Origin of the sequence: Tenacibaculum sp. nBUS_03 (genome assembly GCF_051201695.1) — a bacterium.
Classification (GTDB): Bacteria; Bacteroidota; Bacteroidia; order Flavobacteriales; family Flavobacteriaceae; genus Polaribacter.
In genome coordinates this window covers 1,461,182-1,486,508 of the sequence record NZ_CP179214.1, presented here as the reverse complement: position 1 = coordinate 1,486,508, position 25,327 = coordinate 1,461,182, and the positions used below count along the sequence as shown (strand labels likewise).

Below are 25,327 nucleotides of genomic sequence, written 5' to 3'. Positions count from 1 at the left end.
TTACAAATATAACAAATTTTACTAAATGTTAAAGAAATGTTAAAGAAAGTTACAATTTATTGAGATATAGACTTTTAATTATACCATCTGATAGTCCAATTTTGGGTACAAATATTTTTCTAGCACCGCTCCATTTCATTGCAGAAAGGTATATTTTTGTAGCCGGAACAATTACATCTGCTCTATCTGGATTCAGTCCTAATTCTGAAATCCTTTCTTTATAGGTCATTTTTTTTAAAAATTGATATTGAGCATTAAGGTAAATATAAGAAATTGGTTTGCCTTGCTCTCTCCCAGACATCTTAAAAATTTTATTTATGTTTCCACCAGAGCCTATTAAGGTGATTCTTTTGTAGTTTTTAGTGTTCTCTTCAATCCAATATTGAACTTTTTTAAAGATAATTTTATTATCGGATTTTTTATTATTTATTAATCTGACTGTACCAATTTTAAAAGATTTAGAGTTTACTATTTTTCCTCTTGAAAAAAGTGTGAATTCAGTGCTACCTCCACCTACGTCTACGTATAAATAAGTGCTATCTGACTCTATTAATTGATTTAAGTCAGTAGAAGATATGATGGCAGCTTCTTTTTTACCATCAATGATGTCAATGTCAACTTCAGATTCTTTTAAAATCATTTTTACAACCTCTTTACCATTTGTTGCTTCTCGCATGGCAGAAGTAGCACAAGCTTTATATCTTTCTACACCATGTACTTTCATGATGAGTTTAAAAGCTTTCATGGCGTCTATTATTCTATCAGTATTTTCGGTTGATATTGTTCCAGACACAAAAGCATCAGCTCCTAAACGTATTGGAACACGAACTAAAGATGATTTTTTAAATTGAGGATCTTTGTCGTTTTCTTCAATTACATTAGCTACTAGTAATCTTACGGCATTTGAGCCTATATCAATAGCTCCATATTTTGTTATTTTCAAAATCAGTTGGTTTATCTATGATTTTTAGGAAACTCGGCTAATATAGTATTCCCTTTTTTAATGTTTTTCCAGTGTTTTTCGTTGAATTCAATTCCTATTACCCCGCAAGTAGCTACATGTGCAATAGGCTTACTACCAAATTTATTTACAAAAGTATTTATACCATGATCATGACTAAATATAATAGCGCTATTAAAACTATCATCTAAAGCTTTCACTGTTTTTACTAGATAGCCATCACTGAAACTATAAAGTTGACGTTTTATTTGCAGGTTAGATAATGGATAGCCAAAGTTTTCACAAAAAATAACGGCAGTATGTAACGCTCTATTAGCACTACTTGAAACAAAAACATCAGGTTTTTGTATTTCTTTAGCTAAATATTTAGATAGTAAGTGCGCGTCATTAATACCACGTTCTTTTAGTGGTCTGTCAATATCTTTAACGCTGCTGTACTTCCAAGATGATTTAGCGTGACGAACAATGTAAATTGTTTTCATTTAATTTTTTAAACAATATGTAAATATAAAACTATGGAGCTAAACGTTCAAGTTTCCAAGAAAAATCTTTTTGTAAAGTATATCTTATTCGGTCATGCATCCTGTTTGGACGACCTTGCCAAAATTCTATAGAAATTGGTTTAACTAAAAAACCACCCCAGTGTTTTGGCCTTGGAATCTCTTTGTTTTTAAACTTTGTTTCGTAAGAAGTTAGTTTGTCATCTAATTCTTTTCGAGAAGTAACTACTTCGCTTTGATTTGATGCCCAAGCACCAAGTTTACTTCCGTCTGGTCTAGATTCAAAATAACCATCAGATAAATTAGAAGCTAATTTACTAGCGGTACCTTTTATTATTATTTGTTGTTCTAAACCTGACCAAAAAAAAGATAAACAAACATTATTATTATTTATTATAGCTTTTCCTTTTTCAGAATTATAGTTTGTGTAAAAAATAAAGCCTTCCCAGGTATATTTTTTTAACAAAACAATTCTACTTTTTGGAAATCCATCTTTCCCCATAGATGAAATAGTCATAGCATTAGCCTCATCAACCATTTCAGAATCATCAGCCGACATAAACCAATTTCTAAAAAGTTCAATTGGACTTTCTGGGCAATTTATTTCAAGGAGCTCTTGTTTTTCGTAAGACTTTCTATGATTACTTAAATCGTGTGCCATTGTTAGCTTTAATAGTTGCAGTAAAGGTACAATTTTTAGCAAGATTTGTAAACTTGTTAGCAAGAAATGTTAAATGAAAAAGGAGGTTCAACTCTATTTTTGTTGTGTTACAATTCATCATTAAAAAAATACAGTTGGGTAGTTCTTTTTATAAAAGGATAGAAATCAATTGCATTTTTGAACCGTGAAAATCAATTAACAGTAGCAATATATAAAATGAAACAAGTTTTAACAATTATAATTTTTGTGTTAGTGCATATATCAATAAATGCTCAAACAGTTATTTCAGGAAAAGTAACCGATACAAATGGTGAACCTATTTTAGGAGCGAATATATATTTAGAAGGAACCTATGATGGTACCTCATCTGATGAAAATGGAGAATTTAAATTTAGAACTTCAGAAAAAGGAGTAAAAAAATTATTAGTATCATTTATTTCTTTTGAGTCTTATTCAAAAATAGGGGATGTATCTGTATTTAATAATTTACATATACAATTAAAAGATGATGTGAATACACTAGATGCTGTAACTATAAATGCTGGAACTTTTGAAGCTGGAGATAATGCAAAAGTAACAGCTCTAAAGCCATTAGATGTAGTAACTACGGCTAGTGCTTTGGGTGATTTTGTTGGTGCTATACAAACATTACCAGGAACAACTACGGTAGATGAAGATGGACGTTTATTTGTCAGGGGAGGGGATGCTGGAGAAACCCAGATTTTTGTTGATGGCATCCGTGTATTTACACCTTATGCACCTTCAGCTAGAAATATTCCTACTAGAGGAAGATTTTCTCCATTTTTATTTAAGGGGTTTTCTTTTTCGACAGGAGGATATTCCGCAGAATATGGACAAGCTTTGTCTAGTGTTTTAACGATGAATACGATTGATGAGCCTACTCAAGAAAAAACTGATATATCTATTATGACAGTAGGCGCTGGTATAGGAAATACCCAAATATGGGGCAAAAATTCATTGAGTGTAAATGCTTCATATATAAACTTAGCACCGTATCAGAAATTATTTCCAGATAGAAATACATGGAATAAACCGGTTCAAGCCGCTAGTGGGGAAATGGTATACCGTTATAAACCTAATGATGATGGGATGTTGAAGTTATATGGAGCTTTTAGCTATACTGATTTTGATATGATTCAAGAAGATATTAATTATGTTGACGGTTTTCATTTTGGACTTAGAAATAGAAACCTATATTTTAACGGTTCATACAAAGAAAGGTTAGATAACAATTGGAAAGTGTCAGGAGGGGTTAGTTTTACTAATGATTTTTCAAACATAGGAATACTTGAAGATGTTATAAAAGATGAAGAGAACTCTATACATGCTAAAATAAAATTACAAAAGAAAGTGTCTAATAGATTTAAGTTCAATTTTGGGGCAGAATATTTATTTACGCATTTTAATGAAAATTATAAAGACAATGCTAATACTACTGGGAACTACAGGTATAAATTTAAAAATGATATAGCTAGTGTTTTTGCAGAAACAGACATTTTCTTTTCAAAAAAATTAGCATCAAAAATTGGTGTTCGTTTTGAGAATTCTGAATTATTAAATCAGTTTACTGTTTCCCCAAGAGTCTCATTGGCATATAAAACTAGCAAGAATGCTCAATTTTCACTTGCTTATGGGCAATTTTACCAAAACCCTGGTAATGATTATCTAAAGTTTTCTGATAAACTAAAAGCTCAAGAAGCTTCGCATCTTATTGCGAATTATCAATATGTAAAAGATAAAAAAATATTTAGAATTGAAGGGTATTACAAAGGGTATGATAATTTGGTAAAATATGATACACAAATAGCATTACCACTATCTGAATTTACTAATGATGGAAATGGGTATGCTAAAGGAATAGATGTATTTTGGAGGGATGGAAAAACTATAAAAAATACAGAATATTGGTTGTCTTATTCATATTTAGATACAAAAAGAGATTATAAAAACTACCCTTTAAAGGCAACTCCTGGTTTTGCTTCTTCACATAATATGTCTATTGTAGCTAAGCATTTTGTAAAAGATTGGAAAAGTCAATTAGGTTTGAGTTACAACTTTGCTTCCGGAAGAAGCTACACCAACCCAAATAAAAGTGGGTTTTTAAATGATAAAACAATTAATTATAATTCAGTGAGTTTTAATTGGGCATATTTAATTAGTCCACAAAAGATATTATATTTTTCTGTAAATAATGTTTTAGGTACTCAAAACATATTTGGCTATAATTATAAGAATACTCCTAATGTAAACGGGGTTTTTGATAGACAAGCAATTATCCCTTCGGCAGATAGGTTTTTCTTCGTCGGTTTCTTCTGGACAATAAGTGATAATAAGAAAGATAACCAATTAAATAATCTTTAAAAATACAATTCAGTCATATAAATTGACAATTCAGCTTGTTTTTTAATGATATGAATAAGTTACGATAGATATTTGAAAAGAAATTAAGAATTAAAATTAATCAATCATGCAAAAAATAGTAGTAATCATAATGATTTTTATAAGCGGAGTGTTAACTTCATTAGCACAAGATAAGCATATTATAACCATTGAATTTACGGGAATGGAATCTGATAAAGGTAGTTTGTTTGTTGCTTTGTATAATAAAGAAACTGATTTTTTAAAGAAACCTTATAGAAGAAAAATAGTAGAAATTAATAACAAAAAAGCGACAGTAGTTTTCGAAGGAATTCTTCCAGGAGTTTATGCAGTTTCATCATTTCACGATGAGAATGATAATAAAAAAATGGATACCAGAATGTTTGGGATTCCAAAAGAACCAATAGGAACTTCAAATAATGCAAAAGGGTTTATGGGGCCACCTAAATATAAGGATGCTAAATTCGAAGTTAAAGAAAATAGTACCCTACAGATTAAAGTTAATTAAAATCACAAATATAAAAATGAAAAAAATTATAGCAATAGTAGCAGTCTTGTTTTCAGTAAATATGTTAGCTCAAACTAAGTATGAAAAAGGTATGATAAAAGCTTTTGAGTTATGGGAAGCTAATAAGAATTCAGAAGCATCTCAATTATTTGAACGAATTTCAAAGGTCGAAAAAGAAAATTGGTTACCTCCTTTTTATGTAGCTACTATAGAAATACTTGGAAGCTTTGGAATAAAAGAAGAAACAAAATTAGAAGCAAAATTAAAAAAAGCACAAGAGTTTTTAGATGAGGCAAAATCATTATCGAAAAATAATCCAGAAATTATTATTACACAAGCTTTATTAAATACTGCTTATATAGCTTTTGATGGACAAAAGTACGGAATGACATTATCAATGAAAAACACCAATTTATATTCAGAAGCTGAAAAATTAGCACCTAAAAACCCAAGAGTTATTTTAGGTAAAGCAGAATGGGATATGGGAAGTGCACAATTTTTTGGAAAATCAATTGAACCATATTGTAAAGATGTAGAAAAATCAATTGAACTTTTTAAAACTGATAAACCTGAAAAGTTTTATCCAAGATGGGGAGAAAAAAGAGCTAAACAAGTTATGAAAAAATGTAAAATAAAATAAGAGGCGTGATAGCCTCTTTTTTGTTATTTGTTTAGATGGTGGGCTTATAACATTTTGGAGACTATTTCTTTCATCATTTTAGCAGCTAAAAATGCAGTCATATTTTTAAAATCTTGTTTTGGGTTGTATTCTACAATGTCAGCGCCAATTATTTCTGAGTCAATGTTTTGTATTAAGTTAATAACCTCTCTTGAAGTTAGCCCTCCAGGTTCTTGGTGAGAAACACCAGGGGCAAAAGCTGGATCAAATCCATCCATATCTAAAGAGATATACAATGGATTTTCAAACTTAGGAATTGAGGCTAAGTCTAAATTTTTCATTTGATGTATTTCTACATTATATTTTTTTGCTTGTTGGGCTTGATGTGGATTTAAAGTTCTAATCCCAACTTGTACAAGTCTGTTTGTAAGGCCATTTTCCATAATTCTAGCAAAAGGTGAAGCATGAGAATATAAATCACCTTCATAATTATCGTATAAATCACAATGAGCATCTATATGGAGTATATCAAATTTAGAATACTTTTCAGCAAGAGCTTTAATAATTGGAAAAGTTATAGAGTGGTCTCCTCCAAGAGTGAAAACTTTAGCTCCTGTGTTTATATGTCTTTGAGTTATTTTTTCAATATCAAAATACTCTTTAATTTCAAAGTCTCCTGCATCTTTTATGTAAGGGGTTTCAATTGAAATTAAATTTTCAGAAAACATATTAGAGGAGCCACAGTTTAAAGCTTCTCTTATTAATGCGGGTGCAAGACTTGGTCCTTTTAAATAAGATGACTTTTCATCATACTTAATTCCTTGAATAGTTATTTTACTCATTATTAATTGGATATTGGGGGATGTATGCTTGAAATACCAATTTAGGTAAAAAAAATAGATAAAAAAAAAGCACCTGAAAATGAAAAATAGATTCAGGTGCTTTTTTTTAAGTTTTATTTAAAGTGTTAGCTTTTTTATATCAAGTTTAAGTAAGTGTTGATTGTAATGAAAATCAATAATATTGATATAAAAGTAATCTTTTGATTTAAAAATCCCTAATATATTATACCTCCAAGGAAGTATGTTTGAAAACTCCTTCCAAGTATTACTTCCAATATCTAATATTGATAGTGTATTATTTTTACCATTGTGATGGTTAGGAGAATCATCAAAAAAATAAAATTTATTATTTTCAAAGTGAGACAAAAAATTATTGCTTAAAAAGTCTTCAGGAATTTTAACATTACTTTTGTTTATGTTATTTCCTTTTAAAGAATGGAAATGTGATGATTTATAATGAATGTCTTTTTTAAAAAAAGTTTCTCCTTTTTTAGGAAACAAATGACCAATAGTAAAACTTTCATTTCTAGTTTTGTTAGACCAAGCATTGTTTTTTAAATCGTATTCATATAGTATTAAATGAGGAACTCTATAAAAGTCGGAGCTAACAAAAACTAATTTTTCATCTGAATAATAAAAAGGTATAGATTCTTTGATTCCTTTAAAGTCAGGTAAATAAGAGATGCTAGAGTTTTTTATATCTATTTTTAAAAAATTACTATCATCCTTGAGGTATTTTAAGTAAACAAAACCGTTTTGAGTGTTTAAATGATTAAAAGGAATAGCATAAGGTAATTTAATTTCTTTTTTATCATAGAAGTTATGAGTTATATCATTAAACTTATATATTATGAAACTATTGTTATTGCTATTAAAACCAAAAACATTAGTTGTTCCATTAATTTCAAGGCTTCCAGTTATTTGAAAATCTTTTAGAAAAGCTTCGCTATTTACTCTTATAGCAAAGTTTTCTATTTCTACAGATTCAATATTAGATTCTAACTTATCAGCTACAACTACTTTTACTCTAGGAGTCCAGTTGTCGTATATTCCCTCAGGAACCCTTACATATAATCTATCATTGCTTTCTATTGAATTAATGTAGGCTTCATTACCATCAAAGTAGACTTTATTATTTTCTCTTATAGGATTAAAATTTTGCCCTGTTATTAATAAAGATTCTCTAATAATAGCTTTATTAATTATTGGGTTAATAATTACATTTTTTAAAGTAATATTTTTCTTGTAGGTTGTTTCTTGTAGATTACTAACAACCTTAATAGATAGATTTTTTTCTTTTACATTATCAGGAACTTTAATTTTTATCTGAGTGGAGGTTTTGTTTGTTATTACAGTCTCTATGTCGTTAATAAAAACTTTAATAACTCCAGGATATGAAGAAGAAAAATTTTCACCAGTTATGGTAACTTCTTCCCGAAAAGTTATTTCTTCAGGATAAACATTATTAATAATTGGAGGAAGAAGTTCAAATTTTAAATCAGTAGCTAGTTTTTTTCCTAAGTAATTAATTGAAATTGAAGCGTTCTTGTTGCCTTTGTAATAAGGTATGTAACACAGTATAATATTATCTTTTATTGATTTTATGTGTGCAGCTTTGTTGTTAAAAAATACACTTAAATCACTTGGTGCAATGTCAGAGAGATCTGAATCTGTTTTGATTTGTACTTCATCTCCATAATTTCCTTTGCTTGGATTTATATTTACAAATTTTGTAATTATACTGCCTGTAGATATAAATTCTTTTTGAAGTCCTAAATAAAGTGAATCTTTAGTTCTTATAAACGCACTGTAATAATATTTTCTATCCAGATACAATCCTTTTTTGATTTCAATATGATTATCCCCTTTTACAGGTTTGTCTAGTATATATTTTTTAAGAGTCTTATTGTCACTTAATATAAAGCCTACTTCATCATCAGCGCTGAAGTTTTCAAAACTAGCATGCAAAATAACTCCTCCATCAGTTTTATTTACGCTTTTTTTTGTAACTGCAGATGGTGCTATAAAAATATCTTCTTCAGAAGAACATGATATAAAAAATAAAGTTGAAAAAAGTATATATAAGCAAGTTACGGTTGTTTTTTTCATAGCTAAAAATAATTGTTGTTTAATTTGTGGGTATAATCTCCAGAACCATGCTTACGGCTATACTTATATATGTGGTTATCATGAACAAAAAGACCAGATTTAACACCATAATCTTTGAAATTGTTATGGATTTCCCATTTATCAGTGTTAATATCATAACTGTACAAATAATCAAAAAAAACAAATATCTTATTGTCTTTAAGAACAGGGTGTATTGTTGAATATTCACTTTTTTGAAAAGGGAGTGATGCTCTCTTAGTTATTTTATTTGTACTTGTATCATAAACCCAAAAATCTGAATTGTAGCCATCCTGACCAGCTCCAAAAAATAATTTGTTCCCAACGCCAAAGCTTATAGGATTTTTTTTAGCTTTATTTATAGAGTTAATTTCAACAAAATTAATTGCTTTTGTCCAAGTATTTTGACTAAAGGAATATTTCCAAATATCATTAAAATATTTAACTGGGTAATAGTTGAAACTTCCAAGCCCGAAATATAAATGATCATTAACAACTTCAATTAAAGCATTGAGCCTGTTTTCTCCAGGGAAATCAGCAAGAGCTTTTGTTGTTTTATTTGAAAAGTTGTAAGAATATAATTTATTAATGTTGTTTTCATAGGCTAAGAAAACCAACGTATCTTTATAGAAAGCGATAAATTTTGTGTTAATTAAATTAGTTGGTAGCTTATTTCTTGGGTCTATTGTAAATTCCTTTTTAATCTCGTCAAATTTTGAGATAAAATATCCTCTATTATTAAAATCATATACGAGTCCAAATAAAGAACCATTATAGGTGTGAGTTTTTATAGTTTCCTGATTATTAACAGAAATCATTGGTTCATCAACATAAACCTCGGTGTCAAATTTTGTTGTTTTACCAAGATACTCTATTGAAAAACTTTTGATATAAAAATCTCTAAGAGGAGTGTTTTTTGATATTGAAAGAGTTAATTTCTCTTTTGTAGCCTTATCAATTTTAACATTAGAATATGAGTTAATTTTTACACTAAATGGGCGAAAAGAATACCCAATATTTGGAAAGTTGTTTCCTTCAACAATATATTCAGTGTCAAATTTAATAGTTTTAGGACACGCTGTAATAGTAGGGATTTTAACCTCTAAAAAATTATTAACATCAATTTCTTTTGCTTGACTGGTAAGTTTAAACCTCGGTTTAAATTCATAATAATGAATTGGAGCTTTAACTTTTAATTCATTTCTTGTACTACTTATTATTTCAAGGAAAGTATAGTTACTGTGGAACATCATTCTAACCTTATTAGCATTTTTTCTAAGATCAAAATGGTCACCTTTAAAGGTTAATACATCAGAACCGTGAACAAGTTTTGGGTCTATAGAGTAAACTACAGGTTCATAAAGCTTAAAGTCTACCGAATCTAACTCTCCAGTAGTTTTTTCTAAGGTTATTTTAGAAAATCTTAATCCAGAAGGATATGTAGGTACAATAGCTTTGGTAAGAGAGTCACTTTTTATAAGTATGGAAGCCTTTGTTTTGTTGAATAATACAGAAAAATCATTTGAGAAATTTTTACCTTTTATGATAATAGTATCACCAAGATGAGCTATTGAAGGAGTAATAGATTCAATTATGGGATTTGTACTTCCTTGCGAAGTAAAACTTTTTTCAATACCGTAAATTTTTCTATTATTTGTGTAAGCAAAAGCATTAAAATAGTATTGTTGATTTTTGTGTAAATCATTTTTAATTTTTAAACTAAATTCTCCGTTTTTTATACCGCTTATGGTTTTTGTTATTACGGGATAGTTTTGAGTTTGATTTTTATCGCTGGCAATAACAAATCCATAGTCTAATTCAAGTTCAACATTTTTTATGCTACCAGTTAGTTCAACTCCACCTTCTGGTAATATTTTAGAAGAAAGAGTTTCTACTTTTACACTGTTGTTGTTTGGAGGTATTGTTTTTTCAGAAGAACAATTTGAAAACAATAGAGATAGCAATACAATTAAATATATTTTACGTAAGCACATAGTGTCTTTTTTGCAAATATATAAACTGTTTGTGAAGTCTTAAAAAAAAAACTTTCAATGTGCTTTTTGATTACCGGAGATGTCTTATTTGTAATGTCTTATGATTTAGTTTCTTTTTTTGTTTCAATTTTTTTAGTATAAGTCGCGCTTGAGAATTATATGATTTGAGTACTCATATACCAAATAATTTCATTGTTTTGAGTTGAATACTTTTAAAAGTTTAATGCAGGGTATACCAAATAAAAAAATCAATGATGTGTTAATTTTGATATGATAGCTTCTTGATTTGGAAATAAAGAGGTAAGCTCTTTCTTAGATTTAAGTTCAAAGTCTTCAAAGCTAAAACCAGGAGAAACAGTACAACCAACTAAAGAATAAGAATTTTGTTCAACTACTTCAGCTCCAAACCAAAAACCTCCAGGTACTACAAATTGCGGAACTTCTCCTTTGCTCAAATCATTCCCTATGATGTGTTCTTCATGTTTGCCAGATGCTGAAATGGTATGAAGTTTAATAGGAGATCCAGTATAAAAATGCCAAATTTCATCTTGTTTTATTCTATGTAAAGCAGAGAAGCTATCAGAAGTTAGTAAAAAGTATATACAAGTAGCGTAATTCCTTTCGCCTGTATATTTTTTTCCTAAATTGCTAGTATTTATTATTCCATTACTTCTATAGGTTTCTCTAAAGTAACCACCTTCTGGATGTGGCTCTAGTTTTAGTTCTTTTATTATTTTATCAATGTTTTCTTTCATCTTTAATATAGTGTTAAGTGGTGTTTTTTTATGCATTATCGATAAGATGTTATTACAAAATCATTCATCTTTTTAAAGTTTTCAATAATATCTTTTAATAATGCGATTTGAACTTTAGTTCTTACTAAATTATGTTCTTGATACTCTATTTTATAATAAACGTTATTATTTAAGTAATCAGTTAAAAAGCGAAGAGCCTGTTCATAAGTTATGATTTTTACTCCGAGCATTAAAGATTTTACTTCCTCAGGAGTTATAAATTTTTTAGAAACTAAGGCGTATCCTTTTGTAAAAGCTTTAAATAAATCCATTTCTAAAGACACTTTAGAAATGTTTTGTTCTCCTTCTGAAGCTGAATTCATACCTGTTCTTACAGCATCACCGAAATCGTAGGCTAAATATCCAGACATTGTTGTATCTAAATCAATAATGCAAATAATTTCATCGTTTTGGTTAAATAGTATATTTCCTACTTTAGCGTCTTGATGAATTGTACGCAAAGGTATTTTTTGTTGGTTCCCTAGTGTAATAATTTCATGCATTTCCGAGGCCAAACTTAATAAGTAGTCAACTTGATCTTTAACTCTTATATGCTTATTATTTTGATTGATGGCTTTCTTGAGTTGTTCAATTCTCTTTGGTGTGTTGTGAAAATCAGGAAGTACATCAAATAATTTTGGCATGGGCAAGTCAGACAAAACTTTATGATAGTTACCAAAAGCTCTTCCTAAACTTTCGGCCTGTTTCTCATTGTTTAGTGTTTCAATAGTTTTTGAATCATGAATATAATTAAACATTCTCCAAAATGAACCATCATTATTTTTGTAATATTTATTGCCTCCTTTTGTTGGAATAATAATTAATACCTTACCTTGTTTTTCTTTTGATGTTTTAGATTGAATATGGGTGGTTATTCTATCTATATTCTCAGAAAGTTTATCAACATCTTTAAAAATATGATTGTTTATTCTTTGAAGAATGTAACTTTCATCAGACGTAATAATCTTATACGTGTTATTTATGTAACCAGAATTAATGATTTCACTAGCAATAAAATTTCCTTCTATTTTAAAAGCTTGTATAATTGAAGTAATATCCATTATAAAATCCAAAGTTGTTTAGGATATTCTCCAGAAGAAGATAATTTTTTAATACTTTTCTCAACGAACTCTTTGTCTTCTTTATAAGTCATCCCAAACCATTTAGAACTAGTAGGTAAAACTTTTATAGAACTCTTTTTTCTGATTATTAAATTATTTAAAACAGAAGGAAGGTAGAACTCAGTTTTTAATTCATTAATATTTTTTTTAAGAAAAGATATAAAACTCTCTTCAAAAGATGAGAAAACGGCAGGAGTTAACCCAAACATATTCATAGAAGCGATGTCATTTTCATCTAAACTAGTTTCAGCATTATTTTCTACATAAACAATTGTATTGTTTTTCTTCTTTACAATATTGGTACGTTCAGTAATAGAATAAAGATTGCTGTTTAAATCAAGTTTACAAATACCTCTAGAAACGCTTCCATTATTTGATAAGGTGTTTTTAATACGGTATCCTACCATGCATTGTTGCGAAAGATCTGTTTCTTTTAAAGAAGATAGGTATTTAGCTATTATGTTGAAAGAATTGCTACCATAAAAATCATCAGCATTTATTACTGCAAAATTAGTAGTTATTTTTTTTCTTGCAGACCAAATTGCATGACCAGTTCCCCATGGTTTTGTTCTTTTAGAAGAAGTAAAATCATTGGGTAGGTCTTGAGTGTCTTGAAAAACAAAGTCTACTTCAATTTTATTATTATATTTAGCAGTGATTTGTTCTTTAAATGCTTTTTCAAAATCTCTACGAATAACAAAAACAACTTTAGAAAATCCAGCCCTTTTTGCATCAAAAACCGAATAGTCAATAATGGTTTCTTTATGCGAATTAATAGGGCTTAATTGTTTTAATCCACCAAAACGGCTACCCATACCAGCAGCCATCACTAAAAGAGTTAAACTCATAGGGAAGTGTTGTTAAATATCTCTCATTATTTCTAAAGGCATTTCTTTTTTCCACTGACCATTGGTAAAGTCAGGTACTGGGATAGATAAGCTTTTACTAGCCACTGAAATTTCAGAAAGCGGAGTTATAGCACTCCACATAACACTATCATAAGCATTAATATCTAACGGTAAGCCAAGGTTTAAACATCTGATAAGTCTATACATCATTACAAAATCCATTCCGCCATGCCCTTGTTTAAAACTTTGGCTAATGGTTTTTAATTTTTTGATTATAGGATGCGTATATTTTTTTGAATAGGATTGATAATCTTTTTTAGATAACCATTGGTGCCCCCAATAAGCTAATTCTTCTTTGTCAATATATAATTTGCTAGGATAACCGTCATGTGTTGCTTTGGTTCCCACAACTTTGTTAATTCTTGAATATGGTCGACCAGTATGAACATCAAACTGAAGTAAGATACTTTTACCCTTATTTGTTTTGATCATTGTAGAGTTCATATCACCACATTTAAAATTTGTGTAAGGAGAATTTAACCTTTTAGCAGTTTCGCTTAAGTTAAGTTCTCTTGAGCTCATGGATGTTAAATGGTCAAAAGTATCTCCACGACCAATATTTAAATAAAAACTAATAGGTCCTAAGCCATGAGTTGTGTAAAAATTACCATCTCTTTCAATATGATGTTTTAATCGCCATTGATTTTCATAATAATCTGAACTCAACATGTGTGCTCTTAAGTCATGTAAATAAGCACCTTCAGTATGAGTAATATCTCCAAAAACACCGTTTTCAATCATATTAAGAACAAATAGTTCCTCTTCATTATAGCAGCAGTTTTCAATCATAATACAGTGTTTCTGATTTCGTTCTGCAGTTTGTATTAACTCCCAACATTCACTTAAAGTATAAGCAATCGGTACTTCACAAGCTACGTGTTTTCCATGATTCATCCCAAAGACACACATTGGTGTGTGTAATTCCCATGGAGTAGTAATTAATAATAAATCTATGTCATCTTGCTTAGCAAGTTTTTGCCATTTATCTTTATCTCCAAAATATAATTTTGGCTTTTTATTTTGCCATTTACTTAAACTTTCAGCTGCTTTTTTAACTTTTTTTTCTTGTAAATCAGAAAGAGCAACTATTTCACAATATCCTTGTTTAGCTAACCATTCATACATTTGTAGTAAAGTGGTACCTCTATTCCCAAGTCCTATAATTCCGATTTTAACTTTTTTTAGAGGTGAAGCTTTAAAACCAAATAAAGAACCATCAGTGGGTTTAGAAGTTGCTTTAATTGCATCTAGTAAAACATCATTATCATTCGCGTAAGATGAAAAAGGTATTGAAATAAATGCTGATGCACCTAATAGTGATTGTATAAAGTTCTTTCTGTTCATAAAGTATAGTTTTATAACTTGTTTAGTGTAACATAGAAATTATTATCAATAACAAGTTTATTAGTGTTTGTTTTTAGTGTTTGCCATTTTTCAGTTGGTTTTAATGTGTATAATTTGTTGTTAGCAGTAACCTTAATAGCCATGTTAAAGCCTTTTACAACATTATTCCAACGGTATTTTAAGTTATTACCAGTAACTTGATATTCAAAGACAGGAATTTTAACAGTTCGCAAATATTGATCAAAAACTTTGGTTAAATCAATGCCAGATTTATCAATCAAATAATTTTCAACTTCTTGGGTTGTTACTGTCTTATGGTAAAACTTTTTGTTTAAACCGCGTAAAATTTCACGCCATTTTTTATCATTGTCTATTAATTGACGAATTGTATGAAGCATATTTGCTCCTTTGTAGTACATGTCACCTGACCCTTCACTATTTACGTCATATTGACCTATAATAGGGATATCATTTCTAATAGCTCTTCGAGTACCAATAACATATTCGGCTGAAGCTTTTTTTCCATAATAATAATCTAAGAATAAGTTTTCAGAATAGGCGGTAAAGCTTTCATGAATCCACATGTCAGCAATGTCTTTGTTAGTAATATTGTTAGCAAACCATTCATGGCCAGCTTCATGAATAATAATAAAATCGAATTTTAATCCCCACCCTGTTCCAGATAAGTCATTACCTAGATATCCTTGTTTGTATTGGTTTCCGTAAGTAACTGAACTCTGATGTTCCATACCTAAGTAAGGAACTTCAACGAGTTTAAAACTATCTTCATAAAAAGGATATTTTCCAAACCAATGTTCAAAAGCTTTCATCATTTTTGAAGCGTCTTTAAACTGCTTTTTTGCTTTTTTTAAATTATCACGTAATACGTAATAGTCCATATCTAATTCACCATCTTCTCCATTGTATTTCTCTGAAAAGTTAACATAGTCACCAATATTTACATTAACACCATAATTATTAATAGGATTTTTAACAAACCAATGAAAAGTCGTAGTGTTATCATTATGTTTTTCAATACTTCTAAGTCTACCGTTAGAAACATTAGTTAAGTTTTTAGGAACTCGAACGCTTATAGCCATACTATCAACTTCGTCATACATATGGTCCTTATTAGGCCACCAGATACTTGCTCCTAAACCTTGGCAAGAGGTTGCTATAAAGTGATTCCCATTGATGTCTTTTTTCCAAGAAAAACCACCATCCCAAGGAGCTCTTATTGCCTCTTTTGGTTTTCCTTGATAATAAACTGTAATAGTATTAGTAGCTCCTATTCGTTGTTTATCTTTTAATTGAATAAAATGAGCATTTCCTTCAGAAGTAACCACAAGGTTTTTTCCGTTTTGAGTAACTTTTGTAATTTTCAAAGGAGGTTGTAAGTCTATTTGTAATTTAGAAGCAGGTTTAAGAACTTTATAAACCACTTTATTATTTCCTTCAATAAATTTTTTATCAGGATTAACAGAAATATTTAAGTGGTAATACGTTAAGTCCCACCAAGCTCTTTCTGGAGTAATAGAGCCTCTTAGTGTGTCTTGACGAGTAAATGTTTTGGTGTGTTTAAATAAAGATGTTTGGGCAAAACTTAAAAAGCTTACAAACATTAAGACACAACTTAAATTAATTTTCTTGTACATAGTTTTTAACGAAATTGAGTTGCTAATATAAGTTTTTAAAGTTTTTTTATTGACTTTAACTTTTGGATATTTGTCTAAAATTATATAGAATGTCAAAAGTTGTATTTATTACAGGAGCTTCTTCAGGAATAGGAAAATCTATAGGGTTGTATTTACACGGTAAAAACTATAAGGTGTATGGTACAAGTAGAAACCCAAGTAAAGTAAATGTTCCTTTTTTAATGGTGGCTTTAGATGTCACTCAGCGAGACTCCATTAAAAGAGCTATTAGTGAAGTGATAGCAGTAGAAGGAAAGATTGATGTTCTGATAAATAATGCAGGGAAAGGAATTACAGGGCCAATCGAGGATACGCCAACTGAAGAAATGAAGTCTAATTTTGATACTAATTTTTTTGGGGTAATTGATGTAATAAAAGAAGTATTGCCCTCTATGCGATTAGAAAAAAATGGACTTATTATAAATACAACTTCAATAGCTGGGTATATGGGGTTGCCGTTCAGAGGAATATATTCTGCAAGTAAAGGTGCTTTAGAATTGGTAACTGAAGCATTAAGTATGGAGGTGAAAGGTTTTGGTGTAAAAGTAGTGAATGTAGCTCCTGGAGATTTTGCTACAAATATTGCTGCAGGAAGATATCATACACCAGCATTTGAAGATTCAGCGTATAAAGAAAAATATGCTGAAAATTTAGCATTAATGGATAGCCATGTTAGTTCAGGAGAAGATCCAATGATGATGGCCAAGGCTATTCATAAAATAATAAACGAAAAGTCACCCAAAATACATTATAAAGTGGGAGGCTTTATGGAGAAGTTTTCAATTGTTTTAAAACGAATTTTACCTGATAAAGTTTATGAAAAACTATTAATGAACCATTATAAGTTGTAAATTTGTAACGTATTAGAAGAAACATTTTTTTTCAGAAACAGAACACAACTTTTTAAATTATAAATAGATGAAATTTTTTATTGATACAGCTAATCTTGACCAAATTAAAGAAGCACAAGCTTTAGGTATTTTAGATGGAGTAACTACTAATCCGTCATTAATGGCAAAAGAAGGGATTACTGGAGAAGAAAATATTATTAACCATTATAAAGCAATATGTGATATTGTTGAAGGAGATGTTTCTGCTGAGGTAATTTCAACTGATTTTGAGGGGATGGTAAAAGAAGGAGAAGCGTTAGCTGCTCTTAATCCTCAGATAGTGGTAAAATTACCAATGATTAAAGATGGTATAAAAGCTTGTAAGTATTTTTCTGATAAAGGAATTAAAACAAATGTAACATTAGTTTTTTCTGCAGGTCAAGCATTATTAGCTGCTAAGGCGGGAGCAACGTATGTATCTCCTTTTATAGGTCGTTTAGATGATATATCTACAGACGGTTTAAATTTAATAGCTGAAATTCGTCAAATTTATGATAACTATATGTTTGAAACAGAAATTTTAGCTGCATCTGTTCGTCATACAATGCATATTATAGATTGTGCTAAATTAGGGTCTGATGTGATGACTGGGCCTTTAAGTGCTATTTCTGGATTATTAAAACACCCTTTAACTGATATAGGTTTAGAGAAGTTTTTAGCTGATTATAAAAAAGGACAACAGTAATTTTTACCTGAAGTCTTTGATAATGAAATACAAAGAAATTATATGAATAATAGATTTCTATATTAAAAAATAAGAATTCCGCACTATTAGTGTGGAATTTCTTTTTTAGTAATACTTTTGTACTCTGATGTATCCAAAAAAACAATTAGCTCAGTTAGTAATTTCTACATGTCAATTTTATGAAATTGATACTGTTGTGATATCTCCTGGTTCAAGAAATGCCCCTTTAACAATAGGTTTTGCGAATCACCCAAATATAAAAACGTATAGTATTGTTGATGAGCGTTGCGCTGCTTTTTTTGCTATGGGAATAGCTCAGCAAAAACGAAGATCGGTGGCGATAGTATGTACTTCAGGCTCAGCATTACTTAATTATTACCCAGCAATAGCTGAAGCTTTTTATAGTAAAATACCTTTGTTTGTTATATCTGCCGATAGACCTAAACATTTAATTGATGTGGGAGATGGACAAGCAATTAGGCAAGAGAATGTATTTGCAAATCATATTTTGTATTCAGCAAATTTGGCTGAAAATGAAAGTGAATTTGAAAATAACACAAAAATATTAAGTGAAGCAATACGCACAGCGTTACTAAAAAAAGGGCCAATACATATAAATGTTCCTTTTGAGGAACCTTTGTATGAAGTTGTCGAAGAAATTGATGAATATATTAATGATGAGGTACTGAGGGTAGCTAAAGAAAAACGTGCAGCTATTAAAAGTGATGTTAACTATGGAGCTTTTGCTGATATATGGAACAAGGCAAAGCGTAAATTGATTTTAATTGGAGTTAATTACCCTTCATGTAAGTTGCAAAGTGTTTTAAGTGAGTATGCAAATGATGAGTCAGTTTTAGTAATGACCGAAACAACATCCAATTTATATGATTCAAAATTCGTGAATAATATAGATGTATTAATTACTCCACTTAATGAAGAATCTTTCAAAGCGCTACAGCCTGATGTTCTAGTAACATTAGGAGGAATGGTTGTTTCAAAAAGAATAAAACAATTTTTAAGAAAGTACCAACCAAAGCATCATTGGCATATTGATAAACTTGATAAATTAAATACTTATTTTTGTTTAAGTGAATATGTGCAAGAAGAGCCAGAAGTGTTTTTGTTAGAATTAATAGCTCATAAGAAAAAAGTAATAAGTACTTACAAAGATTATTGGTTAGGAAAAGAAAATGAAAGAATAGACAGTCATGATAACTTTGTGAATACTGTACCTTATTCTGATTTTAAAGTGTTTGATATATTGTTAAAATCTATTCCAAATAACTGTCAGTTACAACTAAGTAATAGCTCAGTTATTAGGTATACACAATTATTTAAATTAAACCCTACATTACAAGTTTTTTGTAATAGAGGTACCAGTGGAATAGATGGAAGTACTAGTACTGCAATTGGTGCTGCATTAGCAAATAAAGAACAAACTGTATTTATTTCTGGTGATATTAGTTTTTATTATGACAGTAATGCTTTATGGAATAACTACGTACCTAATAATTTTAGAATCATTATAGTAAATAATTCAGGAGGAGGGATATTTAAAATAATTCCAGGGCCTCAGACTACCAATGCTCTAAATTATTTTGAAACACCGCATAGTTTGAGTGCTGAATATTTGGCGAAAACATATGGTTTTGAGTATGAATCGGCAATGAGTATTAAGGAATTGGAAATTAAGTTGTCTAATTTTTATACTGATTCACAAAAGCCTAAAATTTTAGAGATTTTTACACCGTCAAGTGTAAATGATAGTATATTAAAAAAATATTTTAAAAATTTATAATGGATTTAAAAGTAGGAGATAAGGTAAACCTAGTAATAGGTAAAGAAAGTCATTTGGGGTATACCGTACTAATAGATGAAGAATTTGAAGGATTGCTTTACAAAAATGAAGTTTTTACTGAGTTAGAAGAAGGATTTAAAACGGTAGGTTACATAAAAAAGATTCGTGAAGATGAAAGAATTGATGTTTCTTTACAGCCACAAGGTTTTAGAAATGTAATAGATGTTGATGTTGAAAAAATTCTTGCGAAATTAGAAGAAAAAAAGTTTCTTCTATTAACAGATAAAAGCTCTCCTGAATCAATTAAATTTCACTTACAAATGAGCAAAAAAGCATTCAAAAGAGCTATTGGTAGTTTGTATAAAAATAAGAAAATAGTTTTAAAAGAAGATAGGATAGAGCTAAGCTAGGCTATTGCTTATCTTCCTCTTTTTCTTCTTCTTCATTATCCTCTTCTGGAAGAATTTCTTCGTTTGATTTTTGGACTTCCATTAAATCATTAACTCGCTTTATGTTTTCATAAAAGGCATCAGTGTTAGGGTCAGAAGGGTTCATTTTACCATAAGCAGCTTTGTAGTAAAAATCTGCTTTTTCATAATCTTTTCCTAGTTCATGAAATTTTCCTACGTAATAGTCCCCTAAATGTAGGTCTGGGTATTTAATCATAACAAAATCACCTAAAACTCTTAAGTAATCTCCATTCATTTTATCCATAACAATTCCTTCAATGGCATAAATGTCATCTAATCTTACGTTTAAATTAGCTCCGTATAAGTATTGAATATCTAAATATTTTTTCTCTAAATATTTTATAGCTTCCAGGGGGGCTAGATTTTTCACGGTTTTTTCATACTCTCCTTTTGATATTTTAGAGTACAAAGAAAATATATCAGTAAAGGCCCTAGGTATGGTTTCGCTAATAGTTGATAAGAAACTAGGAGATTTTTCAAATTTATCAAAATTTACATGGAAATTTTCAGCATTAAAGGAAGAAAGGAAAGTTCCAATTTCACTGTATCTATCGTAAAGCTCTTCTATTGTTTGATTTTTAGAGTTGCTAGCATATATATAATATGTATTATCAATTTTACCAAGCCTATCAAGCTTGTATGAATTAATTATTTGGGAAGAATATTTAGCAAATTCAGGAGTTGCGCATATGTATGCATTAAAAATAGGCTCTGGCTCTTTTAAAAAATGAGTTAAAAAATTAGCTCCTTTTCCTTCACCAGTAATAGACATGAAAGGCGATGTTCTAAAGTTTGCTTCCATATAAGGAATTAGCTCGTATTTAATAAAGTTGTAAAAATGAGAAGATCTACTAGTTAGCATATTATTTGCAGCCACAATAGAAACATCCTTTACATATGTTTTTTCCATTTCAATACCAACAATTATCTGTCTTGGTGCTTTATCAAGGTTAGCAAATAATTTCGCATTTCCAACATATAAATCGAATAAGTATTGATCACCCAATACAATAGCCAATGGGTAATTAGTCGTTAAATCTTTTTTATAATTTTTAGGTAGGTAAATTTTAAAGTTTCTTTTCTGTTTTAATTCTTTAGAATCAATAGATTTAGTAATTACTTTCTGTGAAAAAGAAGAAAGTGAAATGCAAAAAGCAAATACGAAAGACAGGTATTTCATAGGGATTGGTTTATTAATAATCAAATATAAAAAAGAAAATAAAGTTATTATGTTATTTTTGCTTTATATAACGATAATAGTTTGAAATTATGATACAGCCTCAATGGAAAATCGCCAAAGAGTACGAAGATATTACGTATAAGAAATCGCATAATGTTGCAAGGATAGCATTTAATAGGCCCAATGTGCGTAATGCCTTTCGTCCGCATACAACATCTGAATTGTTAGATGCATTTAATGACGCACATGAAGATACTAATATTGGAGTTGTGTTATTATCTGCTGAAGGTCCGTCAACTAAAGATGGTATTTGGAGTTTTTGTTCTGGAGGTGATCAAAATGCACGTGGGCACCAAGGTTATGTTGGAAAAGACGGGTATCACCGTTTAAATATTTTAGAAGTTCAACGATTAATTCGTTTTATGCCTAAAGCTGTGATTTGTGTAGTTCCAGGATGGGCTGTTGGCGGAGGTCATAGTTTACATGTAACTTGCGATTTAACATTGGCAAGCAAAGAACATGCTATTTTTAAGCAAACAGATGCTGATGTAACTTCGTTTGATGCTGGATATGGTTCGGCGTATCTAGCTAAAATGGTAGGTCAAAAGAGAGCAAGAGAGATATTCTTTTTGGGTAGAAATTATTCTGCACAAGAAGCTTATGAAATGGGAATGGTGAATGCTGTAGTACCTCATGATGAGTTGGAGCAAACTGCATTTGATTGGGCTCAAGAAATATTACAAAAATCGCCAACATCAATTAAAATGTTAAAGTTTGCAATGAATTTAACCGATGACGGAATGGTTGGTCAACAGGTGTTTGCTGGTGAAGTTACGCGTTTAGCTTACATGACAGATGAAGCTAAAGAGGGGCGTGATGCTTTCTTAGAAAAAAGAAAGCCAAATTTTCCAAAAACATGGATACCTTAAAATTTAATTAACTTGTCATTACGAGGAAAAATGAAGAGGTAATATCATTTTAAAGATTGTTCCTCCTTTTTCGTAATGACGTTTTATTTTATAGAATGAAAATAATTTGTATTGGGCGTAATTACGCAAAGCATATAGAAGAATTAGAAAATGAGAAGCCAGAAAGTCCTGTAATCTTTTTAAAGCCAGATTCTGCTATTTTACCCAAAAAAATGCCTTTTTTTATACCTCCCTTTTCAAATGATATTCATTATGAGGTTGAGGTGTTGGTAAAAATAAATAAAGTAGGAAAGCATATAGCTCCAAAGTTTTCTCATAAATATTATGACGAAATAGGTTTAGGTATTGATTTTACTGCTCGTGATGTACAAGCTGTATGTAAAGACAAAGGATTACCATGGGAGAAAGCAAAGGCGTTTGATGGAAGTGCTGTTATAGGAAATTTTTTTTCAAAAGAAGAGTTTGATTTAAACAAGTTGTCTTTTCAGCTTAAAAAGAATGGTGAGGTAGTTCAAGATGGGAATACCGAATCGATGTTGTGGAAAATTGACGAGTTGATTAGTTATGTTTCTCAATATTTTACATTGAAAAAAGGCGATGTGATTTTTACTGGCACCCCAGCAGGAGTTGGTAAAGTTGAAGAAAATGATGTGCTAACTGGAGTTATAGAAAATAAAGAAGCATTTCAAATAAAAATCAAATAAAAATAAAAAAAAGAAAGTTATGTTAGGATTGGTGTTACTCTATTTTATAGGGAAGAAGTTTTATGAATTAGCTGATGAATACGAGAAAAATAAATGGGGTTTTGCGATATTAGGTATTATTGTCTATTACCTTGGGGCGTTTGTTTTTGGTGTGGTCTTAGGAGTTTTTGTGGTAATAATTGAGTCTGATTTTTTAGAAACAACAAATAACTTTATATTAGGAATAATGGCATTACCTTTTGGTATTTTGAGTTGCTATGGATTATATTATTATTTGGAAAAAACTTGGAAAAAGCAAAACCCACTTCGAGATAAAATGATAGATCAAATAGGGAATAATTAATTTTTTATTTCAACTTAAACCATTTAATGGCTTCAGCAATGCCCGTTTCAATAGGTGTTTGTTGAAGCTTTATTTTTTGTATTGCTTTTTGGTTTGAGTAATAATTATGTATACATAATGTTTTTACATTAACACTAGATAAATCTGTTTTTATCTTAAAAAAACGAAGTAAATTTCCTAAATACCCTATTGAGAATAATAGTAATTTGGGGATTTTAATAAAATATGATTTTTGATTTAGTTGTCTTGTAACTTTTTTATAAAAATCTAAATAGGATAAATTTTCACCAGATAGAATGTAAGCTTCCCCATGTTTTCCATAAGTTATTGAATTAATAACTGCCTTAGCAGCATCAACCACATTAATAAAGCTTTTTCCTCCTGGAGGGTAAAATATAATTTTCTTTTTGTAGGCACTTAAAACTAATCTGCCAGAACTGGGTTTTGTATCATAAGAACCAATCATAAAGGTAGGGTTCAAAATTATAAGTTTTGTATGTTGGTTTGAATTAGATAATTTGAGAAGTGCGTCTTGTCCTTCTAATTTACTTTTAGCATACAACGATTTAGTAAAAGGGAAAGAGATAGCTTTCGTTTCGTTTCCTAAGTTATTTAATGAACCGTAACCGAAACAATTAGCTGTGCTAACGTAAATAAAAGTTTTAATACTGTTTTTAACAGCGTTTTTGTATAGCGTTTCTGTGGCTGAAGCATTTACTTTCTTATACACATTATAATCAATAATATTTTGATTAGTTAGTGCTGCAACATGAATAATACAATCTATATTATTAAGAAGTTCAATATACGACTCAACTTGAGTAATATCTCCTGTTTGTAATTGAAGATTCTTATTTGGTTCTAATGCAAAACTGTTTGGATTTCTTAAAAACCCAATGACTTCATTGTTTTGTTGAAGTAGCTGTTTTATAATGTTTGTAGCTAATAAACCATTAGCACCAGTGACTAAAATTTTCATTTAAACTTCAATTTCTTTTTTAATAGCTTGACTCAATAATTTTATTTTGGTATTCAATGGTAAAATTTTTAAAATAAGCTTACTTAGTTTGTTTAGTTTTCCAGGGATAATCCTTTTTTTACTTTGTAACATTTTTTCAATACTTTGAAACGCCATTTCATCCAAGCTTACTACGCCAGATTTTACAAAGTTGCTTTGTTTTTCAATCCTGCTACTTACTTCATGATTCGTCTTCATAGGCCCGGGATATACAACAGAAACAGAAATGTTAAATTCTTTCAACTCTTCACCTAAACCTAAAGAAAAATAATCAATAAATTTTTTCGATGCAGGATATACAGTTTTATAACCAATAGGGCTAAAAGCAGCCATACTAGATACATTTAAAATGTAACTTTTGGTATTGGAAGCTAAATTAGGAATTATTAATTTGGTAATTAAAGAAGTGGAAATAATATTTAACTGAATGATTTTCTCTATATAATCTAGAGAGGCCTCTGTTATTTTTTTCGAGCCACCACAGCCTGCGTTATTAATTAGAATAGAAATTTTATAGTTATTAGCCCATTCGCACATGTTTATGATGTTACTTTTAGAAGTTAAATCTGTTTCATAAAACTTGACAATAACATTAAATTCATTTTCTATGCTTTTTGAACTTGATGCTAAATTTTCATTTGGCAATGAAACTAACAGTAAGTTATAGCCTTTACTAGCAACCGCTTTAGCTAAATGAAGTCCTAAGCCTTGACTTGCACCAGTAATTAAAGCAAAACTATTTTCCATACGTAGGTTTTTATTAAAGACATAAAAGTAAACACTTTGTGACACTTGATGGCATAAATATTAGTTATATCTTTGTGAAACAAAAGTTAA

At 29.7% G+C, this 25,327-nt stretch carries 24 protein-coding genes; 10 read left to right on the top strand and 14 right to left on the bottom strand.

Translation table 11 applies throughout. From position 1 onward, the window contains the following. Positions 1-49 precede the first annotated feature (49 nt). Genes ACMFBB_RS06845 through pdxH form a run of 3 tightly spaced genes read right to left on the bottom strand, consistent with a single transcriptional unit; the run spans position 50 to position 2,122 of the window. A complete protein-coding gene (locus tag ACMFBB_RS06845) occupies positions 50-946 on the bottom strand; it encodes a Ppx/GppA phosphatase family protein (protein WP_435264279.1) in 897 nt (298 codons plus the stop codon). 8 nt (positions 947-954) lie between these two features. Beyond that, entirely contained in the window at positions 955-1,443 is a 489-nt protein-coding gene (locus ACMFBB_RS06840; RefSeq protein WP_435263694.1) for a SixA phosphatase family protein, read from the bottom strand. 31 nt (positions 1,444-1,474) lie between these two features. Then, the gene (gene pdxH / locus ACMFBB_RS06835; protein ID WP_435263693.1) at positions 1,475-2,122 is read right to left on the bottom strand and encodes a pyridoxamine 5'-phosphate oxidase; all 648 of its coding nucleotides are present in this window, start codon (positions 2,120-2,122) and stop codon (positions 1,475-1,477) included. Positions 2,123-2,338: 216 nt separating this feature from the next. Between pdxH and ACMFBB_RS06830 the strand changes: the two genes are divergently transcribed. The 3 genes from ACMFBB_RS06830 to ACMFBB_RS06820 all read left to right on the top strand — a co-directional run bounded on the left by ACMFBB_RS06830 (position 2,339) and on the right by ACMFBB_RS06820 (position 5,670). Continuing rightward, complete coding sequence (locus ACMFBB_RS06830) at positions 2,339-4,504, top strand: TonB-dependent receptor (RefSeq protein ID WP_435263692.1); 2,166 nt, start codon at positions 2,339-2,341, stop codon at positions 4,502-4,504. Between the two features lie 106 nt (positions 4,505-4,610). Further along, positions 4,611-5,030 carry a DUF2141 domain-containing protein gene (locus ACMFBB_RS06825; protein WP_435263691.1) on the top strand — a complete coding sequence of 140 codons (420 nt, stop codon included), beginning with the start codon at positions 4,611-4,613 and terminating at the stop codon, positions 5,028-5,030. 16 nt (positions 5,031-5,046) lie between these two features. After that, positions 5,047-5,670, top strand: a complete 624-nt coding sequence (locus ACMFBB_RS06820; protein ID WP_435263690.1) for a hypothetical protein — start codon at positions 5,047-5,049, stop codon at positions 5,668-5,670. 44 nt (positions 5,671-5,714) lie between these two features. Here the strand turns inward: ACMFBB_RS06820 and speB are convergent, their stop codons facing one another. The 8 genes from speB to ACMFBB_RS06780 all read right to left on the bottom strand — a co-directional run bounded on the left by speB (position 5,715) and on the right by ACMFBB_RS06780 (position 16,401). Continuing rightward, entirely contained in the window at positions 5,715-6,491 is a 777-nt protein-coding gene (speB, locus tag ACMFBB_RS06815) for an agmatinase (protein ID WP_435263689.1), read from the bottom strand. A 117-nt stretch (positions 6,492-6,608) separates the two neighbouring features. Then, positions 6,609-8,600 (bottom strand): IPT/TIG domain-containing protein, encoded by a 1,992-nt coding sequence (locus ACMFBB_RS06810; protein WP_435263688.1) that lies wholly within the window; start codon positions 8,598-8,600, stop codon positions 6,609-6,611. Positions 8,601-8,602: 2 nt separating this feature from the next. After that, the gene (locus tag ACMFBB_RS06805; RefSeq protein ID WP_435263687.1) at positions 8,603-10,612 is read right to left on the bottom strand and encodes an IPT/TIG domain-containing protein; all 2,010 of its coding nucleotides are present in this window, start codon (positions 10,610-10,612) and stop codon (positions 8,603-8,605) included. Between the two features lie 248 nt (positions 10,613-10,860). Continuing rightward, positions 10,861-11,367 carry a cupin domain-containing protein gene (locus tag ACMFBB_RS06800; protein WP_435263686.1) on the bottom strand — a complete coding sequence of 169 codons (507 nt, stop codon included), beginning with the start codon at positions 11,365-11,367 and terminating at the stop codon, positions 10,861-10,863. Between the two features lie 35 nt (positions 11,368-11,402). Next, positions 11,403-12,467 (bottom strand): phosphotransferase enzyme family protein, encoded by a 1,065-nt coding sequence (locus ACMFBB_RS06795; RefSeq protein ID WP_435263685.1) that lies wholly within the window; start codon positions 12,465-12,467, stop codon positions 11,403-11,405. After that, positions 12,467-13,375, bottom strand: a complete 909-nt coding sequence (locus ACMFBB_RS06790; protein WP_435263684.1) for a sugar phosphate nucleotidyltransferase — start codon at positions 13,373-13,375, stop codon at positions 12,467-12,469. The genes ACMFBB_RS06795 and ACMFBB_RS06790 overlap by 1 nt, the downstream gene beginning before the upstream one ends. A 12-nt stretch (positions 13,376-13,387) precedes the next feature. After that, the gene (locus ACMFBB_RS06785; RefSeq protein WP_435263683.1) at positions 13,388-14,779 is read right to left on the bottom strand and encodes a Gfo/Idh/MocA family protein; all 1,392 of its coding nucleotides are present in this window, start codon (positions 14,777-14,779) and stop codon (positions 13,388-13,390) included. A gap of 11 nt (positions 14,780-14,790) precedes the next feature. Then, a complete protein-coding gene (locus ACMFBB_RS06780) occupies positions 14,791-16,401 on the bottom strand; it encodes a M1 family metallopeptidase (RefSeq protein ID WP_435263682.1) in 1,611 nt (536 codons plus the stop codon). A 122-nt stretch (positions 16,402-16,523) separates the two neighbouring features. Here ACMFBB_RS06780 and ACMFBB_RS06775 point away from each other — a divergent pair, with 122 nt between their 5' ends. The 4 genes from ACMFBB_RS06775 (at position 16,524) to ACMFBB_RS06760 (ending at position 20,256) form a co-directional block, all read left to right on the top strand. After that, positions 16,524-17,324: an SDR family oxidoreductase gene (locus tag ACMFBB_RS06775; protein ID WP_435263681.1), complete on the top strand. Its 801-nt coding sequence runs from the start codon at positions 16,524-16,526 to the stop codon at positions 17,322-17,324. Between the two features lie 67 nt (positions 17,325-17,391). Then, the gene (gene fsa / locus ACMFBB_RS06770; RefSeq protein ID WP_435263680.1) at positions 17,392-18,048 is read left to right on the top strand and encodes a fructose-6-phosphate aldolase; all 657 of its coding nucleotides are present in this window, start codon (positions 17,392-17,394) and stop codon (positions 18,046-18,048) included. A gap of 127 nt (positions 18,049-18,175) precedes the next feature. Beyond that, a complete protein-coding gene (menD, locus tag ACMFBB_RS06765) occupies positions 18,176-19,846 on the top strand; it encodes a 2-succinyl-5-enolpyruvyl-6-hydroxy-3-cyclohexene-1-carboxylic-acid synthase (protein WP_435263679.1) in 1,671 nt (556 codons plus the stop codon). Then, positions 19,846-20,256: a DNA-binding protein gene (locus tag ACMFBB_RS06760; protein ID WP_435263678.1), complete on the top strand. Its 411-nt coding sequence runs from the start codon at positions 19,846-19,848 to the stop codon at positions 20,254-20,256. Before menD ends, ACMFBB_RS06760 begins: the two co-directional genes overlap by 1 nt. Position 20,257: 1 nt before the next feature. On the opposite strand, the gene ACMFBB_RS06755 is transcribed toward ACMFBB_RS06760, so the two are convergent. Next, a complete protein-coding gene (locus tag ACMFBB_RS06755) occupies positions 20,258-21,496 on the bottom strand; it encodes an alpha/beta hydrolase-fold protein (RefSeq protein ID WP_435263677.1) in 1,239 nt (412 codons plus the stop codon). An 89-nt stretch (positions 21,497-21,585) separates the two neighbouring features. Here ACMFBB_RS06755 and ACMFBB_RS06750 point away from each other — a divergent pair, with 89 nt between their 5' ends. From ACMFBB_RS06750 to ACMFBB_RS06740, 3 genes are all read left to right on the top strand, one after another. Then, entirely contained in the window at positions 21,586-22,425 is an 840-nt protein-coding gene (locus tag ACMFBB_RS06750) for a 1,4-dihydroxy-2-naphthoyl-CoA synthase (RefSeq protein WP_435263676.1), read from the top strand. A gap of 95 nt (positions 22,426-22,520) precedes the next feature. Continuing rightward, positions 22,521-23,129 (top strand): fumarylacetoacetate hydrolase family protein, encoded by a 609-nt coding sequence (locus tag ACMFBB_RS06745; RefSeq protein ID WP_435263675.1) that lies wholly within the window; start codon positions 22,521-22,523, stop codon positions 23,127-23,129. Between the two features lie 19 nt (positions 23,130-23,148). Continuing rightward, entirely contained in the window at positions 23,149-23,472 is a 324-nt protein-coding gene (locus ACMFBB_RS06740; protein WP_435263674.1) for a hypothetical protein, read from the top strand. 4 nt (positions 23,473-23,476) lie between these two features. Here ACMFBB_RS06740 and ACMFBB_RS06735 read toward each other — a convergent pair whose 3' ends face one another. Both ACMFBB_RS06735 and ACMFBB_RS06730 read right to left on the bottom strand, forming a co-directional pair. Further along, positions 23,477-24,451, bottom strand: a complete 975-nt coding sequence (locus tag ACMFBB_RS06735; RefSeq protein WP_435263673.1) for an NAD-dependent epimerase/dehydratase family protein — start codon at positions 24,449-24,451, stop codon at positions 23,477-23,479. Continuing rightward, positions 24,452-25,237, bottom strand: coding sequence for an SDR family NAD(P)-dependent oxidoreductase (locus ACMFBB_RS06730; RefSeq protein WP_435263672.1), 786 nt, complete (start codon positions 25,235-25,237; stop codon positions 24,452-24,454). Positions 25,238-25,327: the final 90 nt, after the last annotated feature.